Consider the following 16,514-nt stretch of genomic DNA (forward strand, 5'->3'; position numbering starts at 1 on the left):
CGATGTGTTTGCGGGAAAAAAATCGGCCCAGATCCGCGAAATTTTAATCAGCGAGTCAGCTTGGGAAGAAATGACCTGCTTATTCGCACCTTCCCTAATTGAATAAGGATATTACATGAGTACACCACAGCGGATTGTTGAAGAGTATGTTTTTAATAAAGACGGCCTTGATCATGCTATTCACGGGCGAATCACTGTCTCAGTAGGGACATCGCAGGAGATTTGGCGCTGGGAGACGGATTACGTCGATAACAGCCATCCTGAGAAGCAGGTAAATTCTGCGGGTGTTGCACGTGAAACATTGTTTAGCTATATAAAAAAGTTCAACACCAAAAATTGCGAGAAGGCCAGCTGCTGGTAATATCGGAATTAACTGCTTGCCGGCGGTGAGTTGCACGTTCAGTATCAGAAGGTAACAGTATAATACAGCGGGGAAGGGGCACCGGATTCTGCCTCGCTAACGTGCTGTGCTGAATGTGCCAGAAGATGAACAGCGACCAGCGAAGTAATAAGCATAGTATAACTATTGCTGCACGGGTAATGATAACTAGCCAGAAATCACCGCAACTGATGCGATAACGCGCAGCGAGCGCCTGTAAAACGGTGCCGAAAACATCACCCTATACGGGCGGCGCATGGCTTCTGGCCTGCAATGCGAGGCGGGCAGACAAAAATGCATTTTTTTATGCTTGCTAAACAACATTACCTGTGCCTTAATGAATGGAAGCTATGCATTTGATCTCATCTTCGTATATTTTTTTTGAACTATTATTTGTAAGTGAAGTCAAACCAACATTAGCGTAGCGCTAATTAACAATAACCAAAATTACAGCATTTCTAATATAATCACTGGTATCACAACGCGTAGCCCTGAAACAGCTAAGCCGATTAATCCTGAAAAGCAGGAACCACCAGCAGAGATGACGAAAATATCTTCGTATCCTGACCGGTAAGACAGTGATTTCCGTACTCGCTTCCGTACTAACATTGAGAACTGAGAAAATTTCCAGTTAAGTTCGGCTAAACGCCTCAGCGGTAGTGAATGTTGTAGCACAAGAAGGCTAACATCATGACTGACCATATTAATTTCCGATGCCCATGCTGCCATGGCTCACAATTCAGAACATCTAATTATGATGTGACTGAGAAAAACCCCTTTGGGGCGAAGTGTATCTTTTGTAAAACACCTATGGTTACATTAGATAATATATCCCATTACATGGCGTCTAAAGCGCCACAGACAGAGTTGTATAAATAATATCCCGCGAGTTAAGTGGAATTAGCTGTCCGGATAAAATACGGTATTGGTATTATTACTGGACAGCACTGATGCTTATCTGCAAATTCCTGCCTGTCGAATAAACTTCCTATTTGTTACCACACCCCCAGGGTGTGGTAAATCGTCTATTATCACCTCCCTGCCCGGTACGCGCTGTGCGCGACCGTTACAGCCACGGGCAGAGAAGGGGGTTATCTGTTGCGTGTCGTTACCTCAGCCAGTATGGTGGGCGCAATTTTTCTTTTTTATGGTGCAGATAATGAACCACACCTCTAACGACCCTTTGCACGGCATGACGCTTGAAGCCATTTTACAGGCGCTTCTGGCGCGTTACGGCTGGGATGAATTGGCCCGGCACATCAATATTAACTGTTTTAAAAACGATCCCAGCGTAAAGTCCAGCCTGAAGTTTCTGCGGCGTACTCCCTGGGCGCGCAAGGCGGTGGAAACCCTGTATCTGGACTCTCTGGCCGATAATCCTCCTCCTGAGGACGATCCGTGGGGCGGCTGGCGTGAGAAACAAAAAAAACCAGACGCTCAGTGATTGCCGCTTGTGATAGCCACCGGGGCCAGGTTTCAGATATAAAAAAAGCCCCGGTGACAGAGCGCCGGGGCAAGATAACGAGTGTTTATAAAAAGAATTGTTTTCAGCGCTATTGATGATACGCACTTGCTGATACCTAACCTTTGCATAAATTGCTTATGTAATCATTATAATTGCAATTAATATATTTGTTATTAGTTCAATTTTTTGTTGTATCACCTACTGCTGCATATGTAACGCAATGTTAACCAGACCGTCATACGGACGAAAAAAACACCGCCACACAAAAAGTTATTCCTGCCTGTTCAGTATCGTTTTCGGCTAAATCGCCACACAACGGCGACGTTTGTTGCTTTATGGTGGTTTGGTGAGCGATGGCTGGCGTTACGATTTGGTATACAAAAAGAGAATTACCTGATGCCGCCAGATGAAACAACGCCTTATAATCCCCGCGCAAAATTTATGAGTGGCACAACGGAGTTAACAAGAATGACGCGTTTTAAAATTATTGCCCTGACCGGGCTGCTGGTGGCCTCTGGTCAGGCACTGGCGATTGGCGGATCGATTGAGCAGGGTAAAAACTTCACTAACCTGAACGTGGATATGGGGAAATCGACGGGCGGGATCTACCTGGAAAGTAACTGGACCTGGGACACCGACGACGGTGGTAAATACGGCGGTGTTGGGGCTGGCTACAATTTTGACCTCGGCCCGGTGATGCTGAATGCCGGGGCAAAGGCCGTTTACCTGAACCCTAAAAAAGGCGATGACGGGATGGCTTTCCCGGTGGGCGGCGGATTTAAAATCGACTTGCCGATGGATTTCGCTATCTACGGTGAAGGCTATGTTGCGCCGGACAGCATGACCAACAGCGTAAAAAGTTACACGGAAGCGGATGGCGGTATCAGCTGGAGCCCGATCTCCCTGGTTACCGTTAAAGCCGGTTACCGCTACGCGGGTGTGGATGGAAATTCTGGCCATCCGAAGCACAGCATTGTGGACGGTGCTTACCTCGGGGCTGGCGTTACGTTCTGATAATTCCTCTGGTACATCTCAGCCGCCGATTCTCCGGCGGCTTTTTTTTGCGTTTCCCGTCGGCGATAGTTTCCCTCCCGTCATCAGTCACAAAAAAAGCGCATGTTCTGCCGGTGTCAAAGGGCGTCAGCCCCGGTGGCGTCGTTAACCTCTGGTTACAGCGTAAATAAAACTTAACCATTATGTTGCTGAAAAGATTAATAATGATTTGATAATCATTAGTATTTGAATGACTATTACCTCAGGCCAGCAGACTGCCGGCAGAATTTTCGCTTATTCACCCCTGTTGGTGTGGGTTATGCCAGGCTTACAGGCAAACCGGCCGCGTTGTATCAGCCAGTAAGCGAACCATCACAGTTCACGAAGGAGTAAAAAATGAAGGCTGCAATCGTCACTCAGGATCACCAGGTAGAAGTGAAAGAAAAAACGCTGCGCCCTCTGGAGCACGGTGAAGCGTTGCTGAAAATGGAATGTTGCGGGGTGTGCCATACGGATCTCCACGTTAAAAATGGCGACTTTGGTGATAAAACAGGCGTTGTTCTGGGCCATGAAGGGATCGGCGTGGTCACCAAAGTTGCCCCTGGCGTTACCGCATTAAAACCCGGTGATCGTGCCAGCGTCGCCTGGTTTTATGAAGGCTGCGGGAGCTGTGAATACTGCAACAGTGGCAATGAAACACTGTGTCGCTCGGTTAAAAACGCAGGCTATACCGTGGATGGCGGCATGGCGGAAGAGTGCATTGTGGTGGCGAAATATGCGGTGAAGGTCCCTGACGGGCTGGACTCTGCGGCGGCCAGCAGCATCACCTGCGCCGGTGTCACCACCTATAAAGCCATCAAAGTCTCAGGGATTAAACCCGGCCAGTGGATTGCGATTTATGGTCTGGGTGGTCTGGGTAACCTGGCGCTTCAGTATGCGAAAAATGTGTTCAACGCCAAAGTTATTGCTATTGACATTAACGACGCCCAGCTCGGGCTGGCGAAGGAGATGGGGGCGGATTTAACCGTAAACTCTGCCACTGAGGATGCGGCGAAAGTCATTCAGGCCCACACCGGCGGTGCCTACGCTGCGTGGTGACTGCGGTAGGTAAATCGGCATTTAACTCTGCGGTTGATGCGGTGCGTGCCGGTGGCCGCGTTGTGGCCGTGGGTCTGCCGTCCGAATCAATGGATCTGAATATTCCGCGTCTGGTACTGGATGGTATCCAGGTAGTCGGTTCACTGGTGGGCACCCGTCAGGATCTGGAAGAAGCCTTCCAGTTTGCCGCTGAAGGTAAAGTGGTGCCTAAAGTCGCTTACCGTCCGCTGAATGATATTAACGCCATCTTTAAAGAGATGGAGCAGGGGAAAATTCGCGGGCGTATGGTTATCGATCTGCGCCACTAATCCCTCTGGCGTAATAGACTTCGGTTATTGAATAGCCAGCCGCGGATGCGGCAAATAAGGGCGCTGAAATAAACCGGAGCCGCGGAGTAATTAAAAAAACCGGCACCACTTCCCCCCGGTGCCGGTTAATAGGTTGCGGGGTATACGTCAGAAGTCCTTATTATCTTTATTTGTATGACAAATAAAACCAATTATATGTTTCAAACTGTAACAGTCTCGCTGCTGTACCACCTTTCCCGCGCTTATCGCGCCCGCTAGCTCGCCGCCGGAATATACCTATCGGTGGGGGAAGCGTATTTCAGCACCATTATCCTTTTGTGCCAGGACTTTTCTCAGAACCGTCAGGCTCCATTTTTCCTCCATGTTTACCGTCTAAAACGGCGTTATCACATCCGGAAGGACAACAACAGATGAAAAAATTAATTGCTCTGACATTCGTGGCCGCCTGCGTCACAGCGCCGTTTACCTGGGCTGACGGTCCTGGCGGGCATGGTGGCGATCAGCAACAGTGGCAGCATGCCCCACAAGGGGGGCCGCAGGGTGGTGCACAGAATAACCACTACGATAACAGCCATAATAACCATTACGATGACCACCATGATGATCATCGTGATAACCACCAGCCTTCACGGGATAACCATCATGGTCCGCAGTTCAGTGGTGGCCATACCATGGCTCACCGTGACTATTTCCGTTCTGGCGGCCATGATTTCCGCAGGGGATACCCGATGCCGCAGGAATACCGGGGGAGCCATTACCGGATTGATGACTGGCGCGATCGCGGCTTGCCGGAGCCACCACATGACGGTTACTGGTCATATATTGACGGCAACTATATCCTGGTGGCCGCGGCGACAGGGATTATCAGCGCTATTGTCTACAGTGCGGTAACCGGTAACTGAGCACCGGTCCATTGTTAAGCGCAGGCGCAACCAGCGCCTGCGCGATTGTCTTGTTTCCGTTTCCGCGCCGCAGCGTGACCCTCCTCTCACCTTGTTATTATCGTGTTAATACAGCGCGTTAATCATGACCTTCCTGTGGTACGATTCACTTATTCAGTTTTCTGCTTCAGGTGTGAATCAAATGAGTAAACTCGACCAGTTTATCCGCCAGGCGGTGGCCTCTGTACCCATTAGTGGCACCTCGCTTATTGCCTCGCTCTACGGGGACGCGCTGGTCCACCGGGGCGGAGAGATCTGGTTGGGAAGCCTGACGGCGCTGCTGGCCGGGCTGGGGTTTGGGGAGCGATTTGTCCGTACTTCGCTATTCCGGCTCAATAAAGACGGCTGGCTGGAGGTGGAACGGGTAGGGCGGCGCAGTTATTACCGGATGACGGAGTCCAGCTACCGCCAGGCCCGCCGCGCAGCGGCGAAAATTTACCGGGCGGGCCAGCCGGCCTGGGACGGTACCTGGCTACTGTTACTGTCCGAAGGGCTGGAGAAAAGCACCCTGCAGCAGGTGAAAAACCAGCTGATCTGGCAGGGATTCGGCACTCTGGCCCCGAGCCTGATGGCGTCCCCTTCACAAAATCTCACGGATGTTCAGGCGTTGCTGCATGAAAGCGGTGTAGCGGAAAATGTTATCTGTTTTGAGGCCCGCTCCCCGCTGCAACTTTCCCAGGCTGCGCTCAAATCCCGGGTTGAGGAGTGCTGGCAGCTCACGGAGAAAAATGAACGCTACGGCGAGTTTATCGACTCATTCCGGCCACTGCTGCCGCTGCTTAAAGAGACCGAACCTGAGGAGCTAACCCCACAGCGCTGTTTCTTGATCCAACTTTTGCTGATCCATTTTTACCGGCGCGTGGTACTCAAAGATCCCATGTTGCCTGATGTCCTGTTGCCCCCTCACTGGCAGGGGCAAAGCGCACGGCAACTCTGTATCAATATCTACCAGCGCGTGGCGCCCGGTGCGCTGCAATTTGTCAGCGAGGTGGGGGAAACCTCGGTGGGCGATCTCCCGCAGCCAGACAGCACCTGGTATCAGCGTTTCGGTGGATTATCATAATAAGGAGAAATAATGCCTATTTATCAGATAGATGGTCTTACCCCGGTAGTGCCGCATGACAGTTTTGTTCATCCAACCGCGGTCTTGATCGGCGATGTCATTATTGGCCACCGGGTTTATATCGGCCCCAATGCCTGCCTGCGCGGTGATTTTGGCCGTATCCTGGTCAATGACGGCGCTAACGTACAAGATAACTGCGTGATGCACGGTTTCCCGCAACAGGACACCGTTGTGGAGCAGGATGGCCACATCGGCCACGGCGCGATTTTGCACGGCTGCCGGATTGGTAAAAATGCGCTGGTAGGGATGAATGCGGTGGTGATGGACGGCGCGGTGATTGGCGAGAACTGCATCATTGGCGCCGCGGCATTTGTTAAAAGCCAGGCCGAATTTGCCCCGGGGCAGTTGATCCTGGGCAGCCCGGCAAAGGCGACTCGCCCGCTGCGGGATGATGAACTGGCGTGGAAAATTCGCGGTACCGGGGAGTATCAGGCGCTGGTGGTCCGCTGCAAACAGAGCCTGCACCAGGTAGAGCCACTGCAGGAACCGGAGGCTGACCGCAAACGGCTAGTGTTTGACGGCATCGTGAACAAGCCTTCCTGAGAATAAAAAAAACCGTGCCGGGTTACCCTGGCACGGTCAAGACCGGTTACTGCGATATTCAGGCGGCGACGACAGCGTCGATTGCCGCTTTAGCTTCTGTCTGGGCTTTTGCTGCCACTTCCGGGCCGTAAGCGATACCTTCTTCGAAGATAACCTCAACCGCGGTAAGGCCGATAAAGCCAAGGAACACATTGAGGTACGGGGTCACCAGGTCGGTTGGGGTGTCTTTATGGATCCCGCCACGGCTGGTCAGTACGATGGTGCGTTTCCCGGTGATCAGGCCTTCCGGGCCTTTTTCGGTATAACGGAAAGTTACACCGGCGCGGGCAATCAGATCGAAGTAGTTTTTCAGCTGTGTCGGGATGTTGAAGTTATACATCGGGGCAGCAATCACGATAACATCATGGGCTTTCAGTTCAGCGATCAGCGTATCGGAAAGCGCCAGCGCTTCTTGCTGACGTTTGGTTAACTGTGCGTCACTCGGGCGCAGGGCACCGACCAGCTCGCCATCCAGTACCGGGATCGGCTGTGCGGCCAGATCCCGTACGGTAATCTGATCTGCCGGGTGTTTTTCACGCCATTGCTGAACAAAATAATCGGACAACTGGCTGGACTGAGAATGCTCGGCCAGGATGCTGGATTTCAGAACAAGTACTTTGCTCATTGTCTATTCCTTATGTCTTTGTTTGTTCCGGGGGGCCCGGCGAATGACAGACACTCTATGCAGATTTCGTGGCCAGGGATAGCGTAATAAATCGAACTGACTGTTCAGTTTTATTGAACAAGGCGCAGAGAGCCCCATTGTGATAGACTGGGGGCAATAAATGTTACCTGATACCAGACGACGCGCTTCAGCGTCACAAAAGACAAATATGGAAAACAAACTACCCGGGCTGTCTGATTTACAGGCACGTCTCGACTCGCTAATGCTGCGCGACAGGCAGCGTTTTTCCCGGCGCCTGCACGGGGCCAAAAAAATCAAAAATCCCGCTTCTGCCGGGGCCCTGCTGGCAACCCTGGCCAGCGAAATTGATGCCGCCGCCGGTAAAGTAGCGCGGCGCGCTGCGGCGCGCCCGGCCATCACCTATCCGGACAATTTGCCCGTCAGCCAGAAAAAGCAGGCGATTCTGGAGGCCATTCGCGATAACCAGGTGGTAATTGTGGCCGGGGAGACCGGCTCCGGTAAAACCACTCAGTTGCCCAAAATCTGTATGGAACTGGGGCGGGGAGTCACCGGCTGGATTGGCCATACTCAGCCGCGCCGCCTGGCCGCCAGAACCGTGGCAAACCGGATTGCGGAAGAGCTGCAAACGGAGCCCGGCGGTTGTGTGGGGTACAAAGTCCGCTTTAATGATCACGTGGGGGAAAATACCCTCGTTAAACTGATGACCGACGGGATCTTGCTGGCGGAAATTCAGCAGGATCGCCTGCTGATGCAGTACGATACGATCATTATCGATGAGGCCCACGAACGCAGCCTGAATATCGATTTTCTGCTGGGGTATCTTAAAGAAGTGCTGCCCCGCCGGCCGGATCTCAAAGTCATTATCACCTCGGCGACTATCGATCCGCAGCGTTTCTCACGCCATTTTACCAATGCGCCGATTATTGAAGTGTCTGGCCGGACCTACCCGGTGGAGGTGCGTTACCGTCCGGTGGTGGACAGCGCCGATGATACCGAGCGCGATCAGCTCCAGGCGATTTTTGATGCGGTGGATGAGCTGGGCCACGAAGCTCCCGGGGATATCCTGATTTTCATGAGCGGTGAGCGGGAAATTCGCGACACGGCCGATGGCCTGAATAAGCTCAATTTACGCCATACCGAAGTGCTGCCGCTGTACGCCCGGTTGTCCAACAGTGAACAAAACCGGGTCTTCCAGTCCCATACCGGGCGGCGTATTGTGCTGGCCACCAACGTGGCGGAAACGTCGCTGACGGTGCCCGGGATCAAATACGTGATAGACCCAGGTACGGCGCGAGTCAGCCGCTACAGTTACCGGACCAAGGTCCAGCGTCTGCCCATCGAGCCGGTTTCACAGGCCTCGGCGAACCAGCGTAAAGGCCGCTGCGGCCGCGTGTCCGACGGGATCTGTATTCGCCTCTATTCCGAAGATGACTTTATCTCGCGCCCGGAATTTACCGACCCGGAAATCCTGCGCACTAACCTGGCCTCGGTCATTTTGCAGATGACGGCGCTGGGGTTAGGGGATATTGGCGCTTTCCCGTTTGTGGAAGCACCGGATAAACGCAATATCCAGGACGGTGTCCGCCTGCTGGAAGAGCTGGGCGCGATTATCAGCGATGAACAGCAGGGCACCTATAAGCTGACCGCCTCGGGCCGCCAGTTATCTCAGCTCCCGGTGGACCCGCGCCTGGCGCGGATGATCCTTGAGGCCCAAAAATACGGCTGTGTCCGGGAAACCATGATTATCACCGCGGCGCTGTCGATTCAGGACCCCCGGGAGCGCCCGCAGGAAAAACAGCAGGCCTCCGATGAGAAACACCGCCGTTTCCACGACAAAGACTCGGATTTCCTCGCCTTTGTGAATCTGTGGAACTACCTGGGAGAGCAGCAAAAAGCGCTCTCCTCCAACGGCTTTCGCCGCCTGTGCCGCACCGATTATCTTAACTATCTGCGGGTGCGGGAGTGGCAGGATATTTACACCCAGATCCGCCAGGTGGTGAAGGAGTTAGGGATTCCGGTGAACAGCGAACCGGCGGATTTCCGGGGAATACATACTGCGCTGCTGACCGGTCTGCTGTCCCATATCGGCATGAAAGACGCCGATAAGCAAGAGTTCACCGGCGCCCGCAATGCGCGGTTTTCAATTTTCCCGGGGTCCGGGCTGTTTAAAAAGCCCCCCAAATGGACCATGGTGGCTGAGCTGGTGGAAACCAGCCGCTTGTGGGGGCGCATTGCCGCCCGCATTGAGCCGGAGTGGATCGAGCCGGTGGCCCAGCATCTGCTGAAACGCAGCTGGAGCGAGCCCCACTGGGAACGCGCCCAGGGCGCGGTGATGGCCAGCGAAAAAGTCACGGTCTACGGTTTGCCGATTGTCGCGGCCCGCAAAGTGAACTACAGCACCATTGATCCGGCCCTGTGCCGCGAGCTGTTTATCCGCCATGCGCTGGTGGAAGGGGACTGGCAGACCCGCCACGCCTTTTTCCGGGATAACCAGAAACAGCGTGCGGAGGTCGAAGATCTGGAGCACCGCTCCCGGCGGCGCGATATCCTGGTGGATGACGAGGCGTTATTTGAATTTTACGATCAGCGTATTGGCCATGAGGTGGTCTCTGCCCGCCATTTTGATAGCTGGTGGAAAAAGGCCGCCCGGGACAATCCGGATCTGCTGAATTTTGAAAAAAACATGCTCATTAAAGAGGGTGCCGGGCAGGTCAGCAAGCTGGATTACCCAAACTTCTGGCTCCAGGGCAACCTTAAGCTGCGGCTCAGTTATCAGTTTGAGCCCGGCGCGGATGCTGATGGGGTGACGGTACATATCCCGCTGCCGTTGCTGAACCAGATCAATGAGGACGGGTTTGAATGGCAGGTGCCGGGGATGCGCCGGGAACTGGTGATCGCGCTGATCAAGTCACTGCCTAAACCGGTACGGCGTAATTTTGTGCCGGCCCCCAATTATGCCGATGCCTTCCTCGGGCGGATCACGCCGCTGGAATTGCCGCTGCTGGAAAGCCTCGAACGCGAGCTACGCCGGATGAGCGGTGTGACCATTGACCGGGAAGACTGGCACTGGGATCAGGTGCCCGATCACCTGAAAATGACCTTCCGGGTGGTGGACGAGCACAATAAAAAATTGCGCGAAGGCCCGTCTCTGGAGGCGCTGAAAACCAGCCTTAAAGACAAAGTTCAGGAAACTATCTCCGCCGTTGCCGATGACGGTATTGAGCAAAGCGGGCTGCATATCTGGAGTTTTGGGGCCTTACCCGATCACTACGAACAGAAACGCGGTAACTATCGCGTGAAAGCCTGGCCTGCGCTGGTGGATGAGAAAGACAGTGTGGCAATCAAATTGTTTGATAACCCTCAGGAACAGCAGCACGCCATGTGGCGCGGTTTACGCCGTATGCTACTGCTTAATATCCCATCGCCTATCAAGTATCTGCATGAAAAATTGCCCAACAAAGCCAAGCTGGGGCTCTATTTTAACCCTTATGGCAAAGTGCTGGACCTGATTGATGATTGTATCTCTTGCGGGGTGGACAAACTGATAGCCGAAGCCGGTGGCCCGGTCTGGGACGAAGCGGGATTCGCCCGGCTGCATGAGGTGGTACGCGCCAACCTGAATGACACCGTGGTGGATATTGCCCGGCAGGTTGAGCGTATTCTGACCACGGTATTTAATATCAATAAGCGCCTGAAAGGCAGGCTGGATATGGCCATGGCCCTTGGGCTGGCGGATGTGAAAGCCCAGATGGCGGGCCTGATATACCGCGGTTTCGTGACCGGCAACGGTTATCAGCGGCTGGGGGATACCCTGCGTTATTTGCAGGCCATTGAAAAACGCCTCGAGAAGATGGCCATCGACCCGCACCGGGATCGGGCACAAATGCTGAAAGTGGAGCAGGTACAGCAGGCGTGGCTGCCCTGGTTGAATAAACTGCCGGCCGCCCGGCGGGACGATGACGATGTCCAGGCGATCCGCTGGATGATCGAGGAGCTGCGGGTGAGCTATTTTGCCCAGCAACTGGGAACCGCGTACCCGGTGTCGGACAAACGTATCCTCCAGGCGATGGAGAGCATCAGCGGCTGATGGCGCCAGCGATGGCGCCCCATGAACACGAATAACCACGGAGAGCAACCATGACCACATCGTATTTCCCGCCGCTGTCTGGCGCGACGCTTGAGGCGGCAAACCGGCTGAGTATCTACTTAGCGGATGCCGCCGCCCCGGCGGATCTGGCGCTGGATGCCCAGGTTATTGTGCTGGCGGGGAACGGAGTGCTCCCGGTGATTGACGCGGCCTGCACACTGATGCAGCAGCGTGATGTTCCGGTGGTGATAAGCGGCGGCATCGGGCACTCCACGGCCTTTTTATATCAGGCGGTGGCCGGGCATCCGCGCTACCGGGCCATTGCCACCGAAGGGCGGCCGGAAGCGCAGATCATTGCCGATATCGCCCGGCAATTTTACGGCATCGATTCACCGCGCCTGCACTGTGAATCGCGCTCAACCAACTGCGGTGAAAACGCGGCTTTTACCCGGGATACGCTGGCGCAATTAGGGCTGAGCCCCCAGCGGGCGGTGCTTATCCAGGACCCGACCATGCAGCGCCGCACCGCGGCGACCTTTGCCCGGGTATGGCGCGATATGCCGGGCCACACGGCGTGGATCAATCACCCGGGAGTGGTGCCGCAGCTTGAGAATAGCCCCCAGGGGGCCAGATTTGCCGGTGAGCGGCAGGGATTATGGCCGGTGGATCGCTGGCTGTCGCTGTTACTCGGGGAGATCCCGCGGCTACAGGACACCCCGGACGGTTATGGGCCGCTGGGGCGGGATTTTATCGTTCACGTGGATATTCCGGAGGCGGTGATGGCGGCCTGGCGGCAACTGAACCAGGATCCACAGCTACAGGATATTTTGCAGTTACGGCGTATCAGTCAGGGAAAAGCGCGTTAACCGCCCGTTCAACAGCCGTTATTTAACATGCATAAATGAAAAGTTAATGAAATTTTAACGAAATATCATTATGTTTGCTGGATCAACTGACGGGAGCAGGACACACAATGCGCGATAAATACTCAGGGCTACAAATTGGCATCCACTGGCTGGTATTTTTACTGGTTATTCTGGCTTATTGTGCCATGGAGTTTCGGGGCTTTTTCCCCCGCAGCTACCGGCCGGTTTTCAATATGGTGCATATCTCTTGTGGTTCAGGGATCCTTATCCTGATGGTTGCCCGGCTGGTGGTGCGCCTTAAGCGCCCGGCGCCGCCGATTGTCCCGAAACCCTCGCCGATGATGACCGGATTTGCCCACCTCGGCCACCTGGCTATCTATTTGTTGTTTATTGCGCTGCCGGTGATTGGCATGGTGATGATGTATTATCGCGGTCGCCCCTGGTATCCGTGGGGGATTGCGATGCCCCACGCGGCAGAGGCCGATTTCGATGTGGCCGATATGCTTAAGGGATACCACGTATTGCTGGCCAATCTGGGGTACTGGCTGATTGGTCTGCACGCGGCGGCGGCGCTGGCGCACCACTATTTCTGGCATGACAATACCCTGTTGCGCATGATGCCGAAAAAACGCCACTAATCCGGCGGCACGGCGGGCGATGGCCCGCCTGTGTTTAATTATTTATCACCATGACTCGCACTACAGGGTGCTGTATTTATCCAGCACCCGGATTAACTGGGTGACAAAACCATATTCGTTGTCATACCAGGAGACGGTTTTCACCAGTTGTAAATCACCCGCTTCGGTAATCTCGGTTTGGGTTGCATCAAAAATCGATCCAAAATTAGACCCGATCACGTCAGAAGAGACAATATCGTCATCCGTCCAGCCAAAGGAGGCGTTATCCGCAGTCGCCTTTTTCAGCGCGGCGTGGATCTCGTCCACGGTGACTTTTTTCTCCAGCACAGAGACTAACTCAGTCGCCGAGCCCGTTTTTACCGGCACCCGCTGGGCGTGGCCTTTTAGCTTGCCGCTCAGTGCCGGGATCACCAGACCAATCGCTTTTGCCGCCCCGGTGGTATGGGGAATGATATTTTCTGCCGCGGCCCGGGAGGCGCGCAGATCTTTACCCCGTGGGCCATCGACCAGTGCCTGCGTACCGGTGTAGGCGTGGATGGTGGTCATGGTGCCCAGTTTAATACCAAACGCATCGTGCAGCGCTTTGGCCATCGGCGCCAGGCAGTTTGTGGTGCAGGACGCGACGGAGATGATGGTGTCGCTGGCATCGAGGGTATCGTGGTTGACGTTATAAACGATGGTTTTCATCTCGCCAGCCGGGGCGGAGATCAGCACCTTTTTGGCGCCGGCGTTCAGATGGGCCTGGGCCTTATCCCGGGAGGTATAAAACCCGGTGGCCTCCACCACAATATCGACCCCGAGCTTTCCCCAGGGGATCTGGCTGGCGTCTTTCTCGGCATAGACGGCGATTTTTTTGCCGTCGACAATCAGGGCGTCATCGCTGTAATCCACGCTCCAGCGGAAGGGGCCATAGTTGGAATCATGTTTTAGCAGGTAAGCCAGTACCCGGGGAGAGGTGAGATCGTTGATAGCCACCACGTCCTGAGGGCTGGAAACCTCCAGAATACGGCGCAGTACCAGACGGCCAATGCGGCCAAATCCATTAATACCAATTTTGCTCATGACAATATCCTCGTGACGAAAATACAGTATTTACCGGTGACCTTAACAGATAGCCCACCAGACCCTTTCCGGCAACATAAAAAAATTGTCACAGTAGGATGATTATTTTTTGTTTATTTTCCCCGGGAAATATGGCTGTCAGCGCGCTGATTAGGTGACTTTTTAAAATATATCAACGCGATGTGTGACAATTTATTTTTCTGGCAGTGAATTATTTACCTGATATTGCCGGTAACCGGTGTATTCTGTGGTGAGTTATGGCCCCTGGCGCAGCGTTGTGCACGTGATGTACCCATCCGGTATCGCGCCGGGCACAGCATAACGGGATAGCGCAAGGCGCGCTGTAACGTACGGTGAATAAACAACGTAACAAACCGTGTACAGCGGTCGCCGCCGGGCCAGTGCTGGCGTGAACTCCGCCTGTTATCGCCAGGTCAGCTGAGGTAACATAATCAACGTTCGCCAGATTACTGGCCAGAGGTTAATAAAAGTGGGGGAGATGTGTTTGCTGATTTAGGGGTGCTGAATTTTTGGACCTATTTGATAGGCGCAATTTTTATTGTGCTGGTTCCGGGGCCAAATACCCTTTTTGTGCTGAAGACCAGCGTAACCCACGGCGTTCGCCAGGGGTATCTGGCCGCGCTGGGGGTGTTTATCGGTGACGCGGTGTTGATGTTTCTGGCGTGGGCCGGGGTGGCTACGCTAATTAAGACAACGCCGGTGTTGTTTAATATTGTCCGCTACCTGGGGGCATTTTATCTGCTCTATCTGGGCGGCAAAATTCTCTACTCCACGTTACTCAAAAAAGGCGCCGGGCATGATGTCGCTCAGGAGCCCCGTAGCGCGACCCTGAAACGGGCACTGGTCCTCAGTATGACCAACCCGAAAGCTATCCTGTTTTATGTTTCGTTCTTTGTGCAGTTTATTGATGTTCACGCGCCGCATAGCGGAGTGGCATTTATGATCCTTGCCGGGGTACTGGAAGCGGTAAGCTTTACCTATCTGAGTTTCCTGATTTTCACCGGGGCGTATGTTACCCGTTATGTGAAGACCCGTAAGAAACTGGCTAAGCTGGGTAACAGTCTGATTGGGTTGCTGTTTGTTGGGTTTGCCGCCCGGCTGGCGACACTACAGTCGTGATAGTATTGGGGTGATAAAAAGGTCTGCTGCGGCGGGCCTTTTTTATCCCGGCTGAATGCGGCAGAAAAGCGGGGGGAAGCCGCGCGTAGCGTCAGCGTCAGGTACTGGCCGGGAACGCATAATGCAGAGAAAACAAGAGGATGGTGGGTTGTGAGGGATTCGAACCCTCGACCGATGGATTAAGAGTCCACTGCTCTACCAACTGAGCTAACAGCCCATCCGTAAGGTGAAATGCACTATAGACCTCTCAATATAGAGGTCAAGTATTTTGTCATGGAATCGTATGCGTAATTTCATTATCACTCTGCGGTATTATTTCAACTATCAGGTTATTCGCAGAATATTTCACCGGTGGCGGCTTATCGGATATTACTGTTAATCATCGTGTGCTTAAGTGTATTTCTTGTTAATGAATATTGATCTCTGTCATACGGCAGCAGGGCATTTATACGCTATATGGTAGATAACAGCAGCAGGGAGCCGCTACATCACCAGTGGCAATAAATAAGGGGGAGTTATGATTTACATGTTATTTATTGTGATTATAGCGATCTTATCCGTCAGTTATTACACCGGATCGGTCTCTGGTTATAAAGCCGGGTTTGCTTCTTTATTTTTTATGATCATTCTGGCGGTGGCGATACACGAGTGTACTCTCTGGCTCACCCAGGACAATGAGCTGGTCTCCGGTGTCTTCTCACTGCTCTCTCCCGCCATTGGGGGGATGTTTACCCTGATGTTGCGATCCGGCAAGCGGGTCTGAACCGCGGCCCGCATCCGGCGGCTAACGGGAAAACAGCAATAGCGAGACGATCCCGGCGGCAATCAGTGGGCCAACCGGTACCCCTTTGAAAAAGGCGACGCCAATCACGGTACCGGTTATCAGGCCCCGACCACATTAGGCTGGGCAGACATCAGGGCCACGCCGCGCCCCCCCAGCCAGGAAACAAAAATGCCGACAGCGATAGCAATAAGCGTTTTCCCGTCGGTTAACGACTTCAGCATACTGTTCAGCGGCAGGGATCCGCTGATCAGCGGCGCCAGTACCGCAAGGGTCAGGATCAGGATACCTAACGACAGCCCCTGACGGGCTTTGTTGAATAAATCAGATTTCGGGTAAGTCTCCCCCGTAGCGGGTTGTGTTTTCAGGCAATACGCACACTTTCAGGCATACCTGCTTTCGTCA

The 16,514-nt window shown here is 53.8% G+C and carries 14 protein-coding genes, 1 tRNA gene and 2 pseudogenes; 13 read left to right on the top strand and 4 right to left on the bottom strand.

The genetic code is table 11. The features are described from left to right. Positions 1-115 precede the first annotated feature (115 nt). The 8 genes and pseudogenes from F9C28_RS17925 (at position 116) to paaY (ending at position 6,850) form a co-directional block, all read left to right on the top strand. Positions 116-361, top strand: a complete 246-nt coding sequence (locus F9C28_RS17925; protein WP_199016644.1) for a hypothetical protein — start codon at positions 116-118, stop codon at positions 359-361. Positions 362-1,069: 708 nt separating this feature from the next. Then, positions 1,070-1,258, top strand: coding sequence for a cold shock small protein YmcF (gene ymcF / locus F9C28_RS20250; RefSeq protein WP_233149152.1), 189 nt, complete (start codon positions 1,070-1,072; stop codon positions 1,256-1,258). Positions 1,259-1,526: 268 nt separating this feature from the next. Then, positions 1,527-1,823 (top strand): VF530 family protein, encoded by a 297-nt coding sequence (locus F9C28_RS17930; protein WP_408641537.1) that lies wholly within the window; start codon positions 1,527-1,529, stop codon positions 1,821-1,823. A gap of 489 nt (positions 1,824-2,312) precedes the next feature. Next, a complete protein-coding gene (locus F9C28_RS17935; protein ID WP_199016646.1) occupies positions 2,313-2,858 on the top strand; it encodes a YfaZ family outer membrane protein in 546 nt (181 codons plus the stop codon). A 375-nt stretch (positions 2,859-3,233) separates the two neighbouring features. Beyond that, positions 3,234-4,243 (top strand): annotated as a pseudogene (adhP, locus tag F9C28_RS17940) (alcohol dehydrogenase AdhP). A gap of 410 nt (positions 4,244-4,653) precedes the next feature. Further along, positions 4,654-5,145, top strand: coding sequence for an RcnB family protein (locus F9C28_RS17945; RefSeq protein WP_199016647.1), 492 nt, complete (start codon positions 4,654-4,656; stop codon positions 5,143-5,145). A 181-nt stretch (positions 5,146-5,326) separates the two neighbouring features. After that, positions 5,327-6,247 carry a phenylacetic acid degradation operon negative regulatory protein PaaX gene (gene paaX / locus F9C28_RS17950; RefSeq protein ID WP_199016648.1) on the top strand — a complete coding sequence of 307 codons (921 nt, stop codon included), beginning with the start codon at positions 5,327-5,329 and terminating at the stop codon, positions 6,245-6,247. A gap of 12 nt (positions 6,248-6,259) precedes the next feature. Continuing rightward, a complete protein-coding gene (paaY, locus tag F9C28_RS17955) occupies positions 6,260-6,850 on the top strand; it encodes a phenylacetic acid degradation protein PaaY (RefSeq protein WP_199016649.1) in 591 nt (196 codons plus the stop codon). 58 nt (positions 6,851-6,908) lie between these two features. On the opposite strand, the gene azoR is transcribed toward paaY, so the two are convergent. Beyond that, positions 6,909-7,514, bottom strand: coding sequence for an FMN-dependent NADH-azoreductase (gene azoR, locus F9C28_RS17960; RefSeq protein WP_199016650.1), 606 nt, complete (start codon positions 7,512-7,514; stop codon positions 6,909-6,911). 208 nt (positions 7,515-7,722) lie between these two features. Here azoR and hrpA point away from each other — a divergent pair, with 208 nt between their 5' ends. The 3 genes from hrpA to cybB all read left to right on the top strand — a co-directional run bounded on the left by hrpA (position 7,723) and on the right by cybB (position 13,126). Further along, positions 7,723-11,622, top strand: a complete 3,900-nt coding sequence (hrpA, locus tag F9C28_RS17965) for an ATP-dependent RNA helicase HrpA (RefSeq protein ID WP_199016651.1) — start codon at positions 7,723-7,725, stop codon at positions 11,620-11,622. Positions 11,623-11,672: 50 nt separating this feature from the next. Beyond that, a complete protein-coding gene (locus F9C28_RS17970) occupies positions 11,673-12,488 on the top strand; it encodes a YdcF family protein (protein WP_199016652.1) in 816 nt (271 codons plus the stop codon). A gap of 107 nt (positions 12,489-12,595) precedes the next feature. After that, the gene (gene cybB, locus F9C28_RS17975) at positions 12,596-13,126 is read left to right on the top strand and encodes a cytochrome b561 (RefSeq protein WP_199016653.1); all 531 of its coding nucleotides are present in this window, start codon (positions 12,596-12,598) and stop codon (positions 13,124-13,126) included. Positions 13,127-13,186: 60 nt separating this feature from the next. Here the strand turns inward: cybB and gap are convergent, their stop codons facing one another. After that, positions 13,187-14,188: a type I glyceraldehyde-3-phosphate dehydrogenase gene (gene gap, locus F9C28_RS17980; protein ID WP_199016654.1), complete on the bottom strand. Its 1,002-nt coding sequence runs from the start codon at positions 14,186-14,188 to the stop codon at positions 13,187-13,189. Positions 14,189-14,689: 501 nt separating this feature from the next. Between gap and leuE the strand changes: the two genes are divergently transcribed. Then, complete coding sequence (gene leuE, locus F9C28_RS17985) at positions 14,690-15,328, top strand: leucine efflux protein LeuE (protein ID WP_199016655.1); 639 nt, start codon at positions 14,690-14,692, stop codon at positions 15,326-15,328. Between the two features lie 141 nt (positions 15,329-15,469). Here leuE and F9C28_RS17990 read toward each other — a convergent pair. Further along, positions 15,470-15,545: transfer RNA gene (locus F9C28_RS17990), tRNA-Lys, on the bottom strand. A 300-nt stretch (positions 15,546-15,845) separates the two neighbouring features. On the opposite strand from F9C28_RS17990, the gene F9C28_RS17995 reads away from it, so the two are divergent. Then, the gene (locus F9C28_RS17995) at positions 15,846-16,091 is read left to right on the top strand and encodes a DUF2545 family protein (protein ID WP_199016656.1); all 246 of its coding nucleotides are present in this window, start codon (positions 15,846-15,848) and stop codon (positions 16,089-16,091) included. Positions 16,092-16,112: 21 nt separating this feature from the next. Here F9C28_RS17995 and F9C28_RS18000 read toward each other — a convergent pair. Beyond that, positions 16,113-16,417 (bottom strand): annotated as a pseudogene (locus F9C28_RS18000) (DUF441 domain-containing protein); the annotation flags it as partial. Between the last annotated feature and the right edge of the window lie 97 nt (positions 16,418-16,514).

The sequence above is a fragment of the Shimwellia pseudoproteus genome, assembly GCF_016415625.1.
In the GTDB taxonomy this organism is placed as follows: Bacteria; Pseudomonadota; Gammaproteobacteria; order Enterobacterales; family Enterobacteriaceae; genus Shimwellia; species Shimwellia pseudoproteus.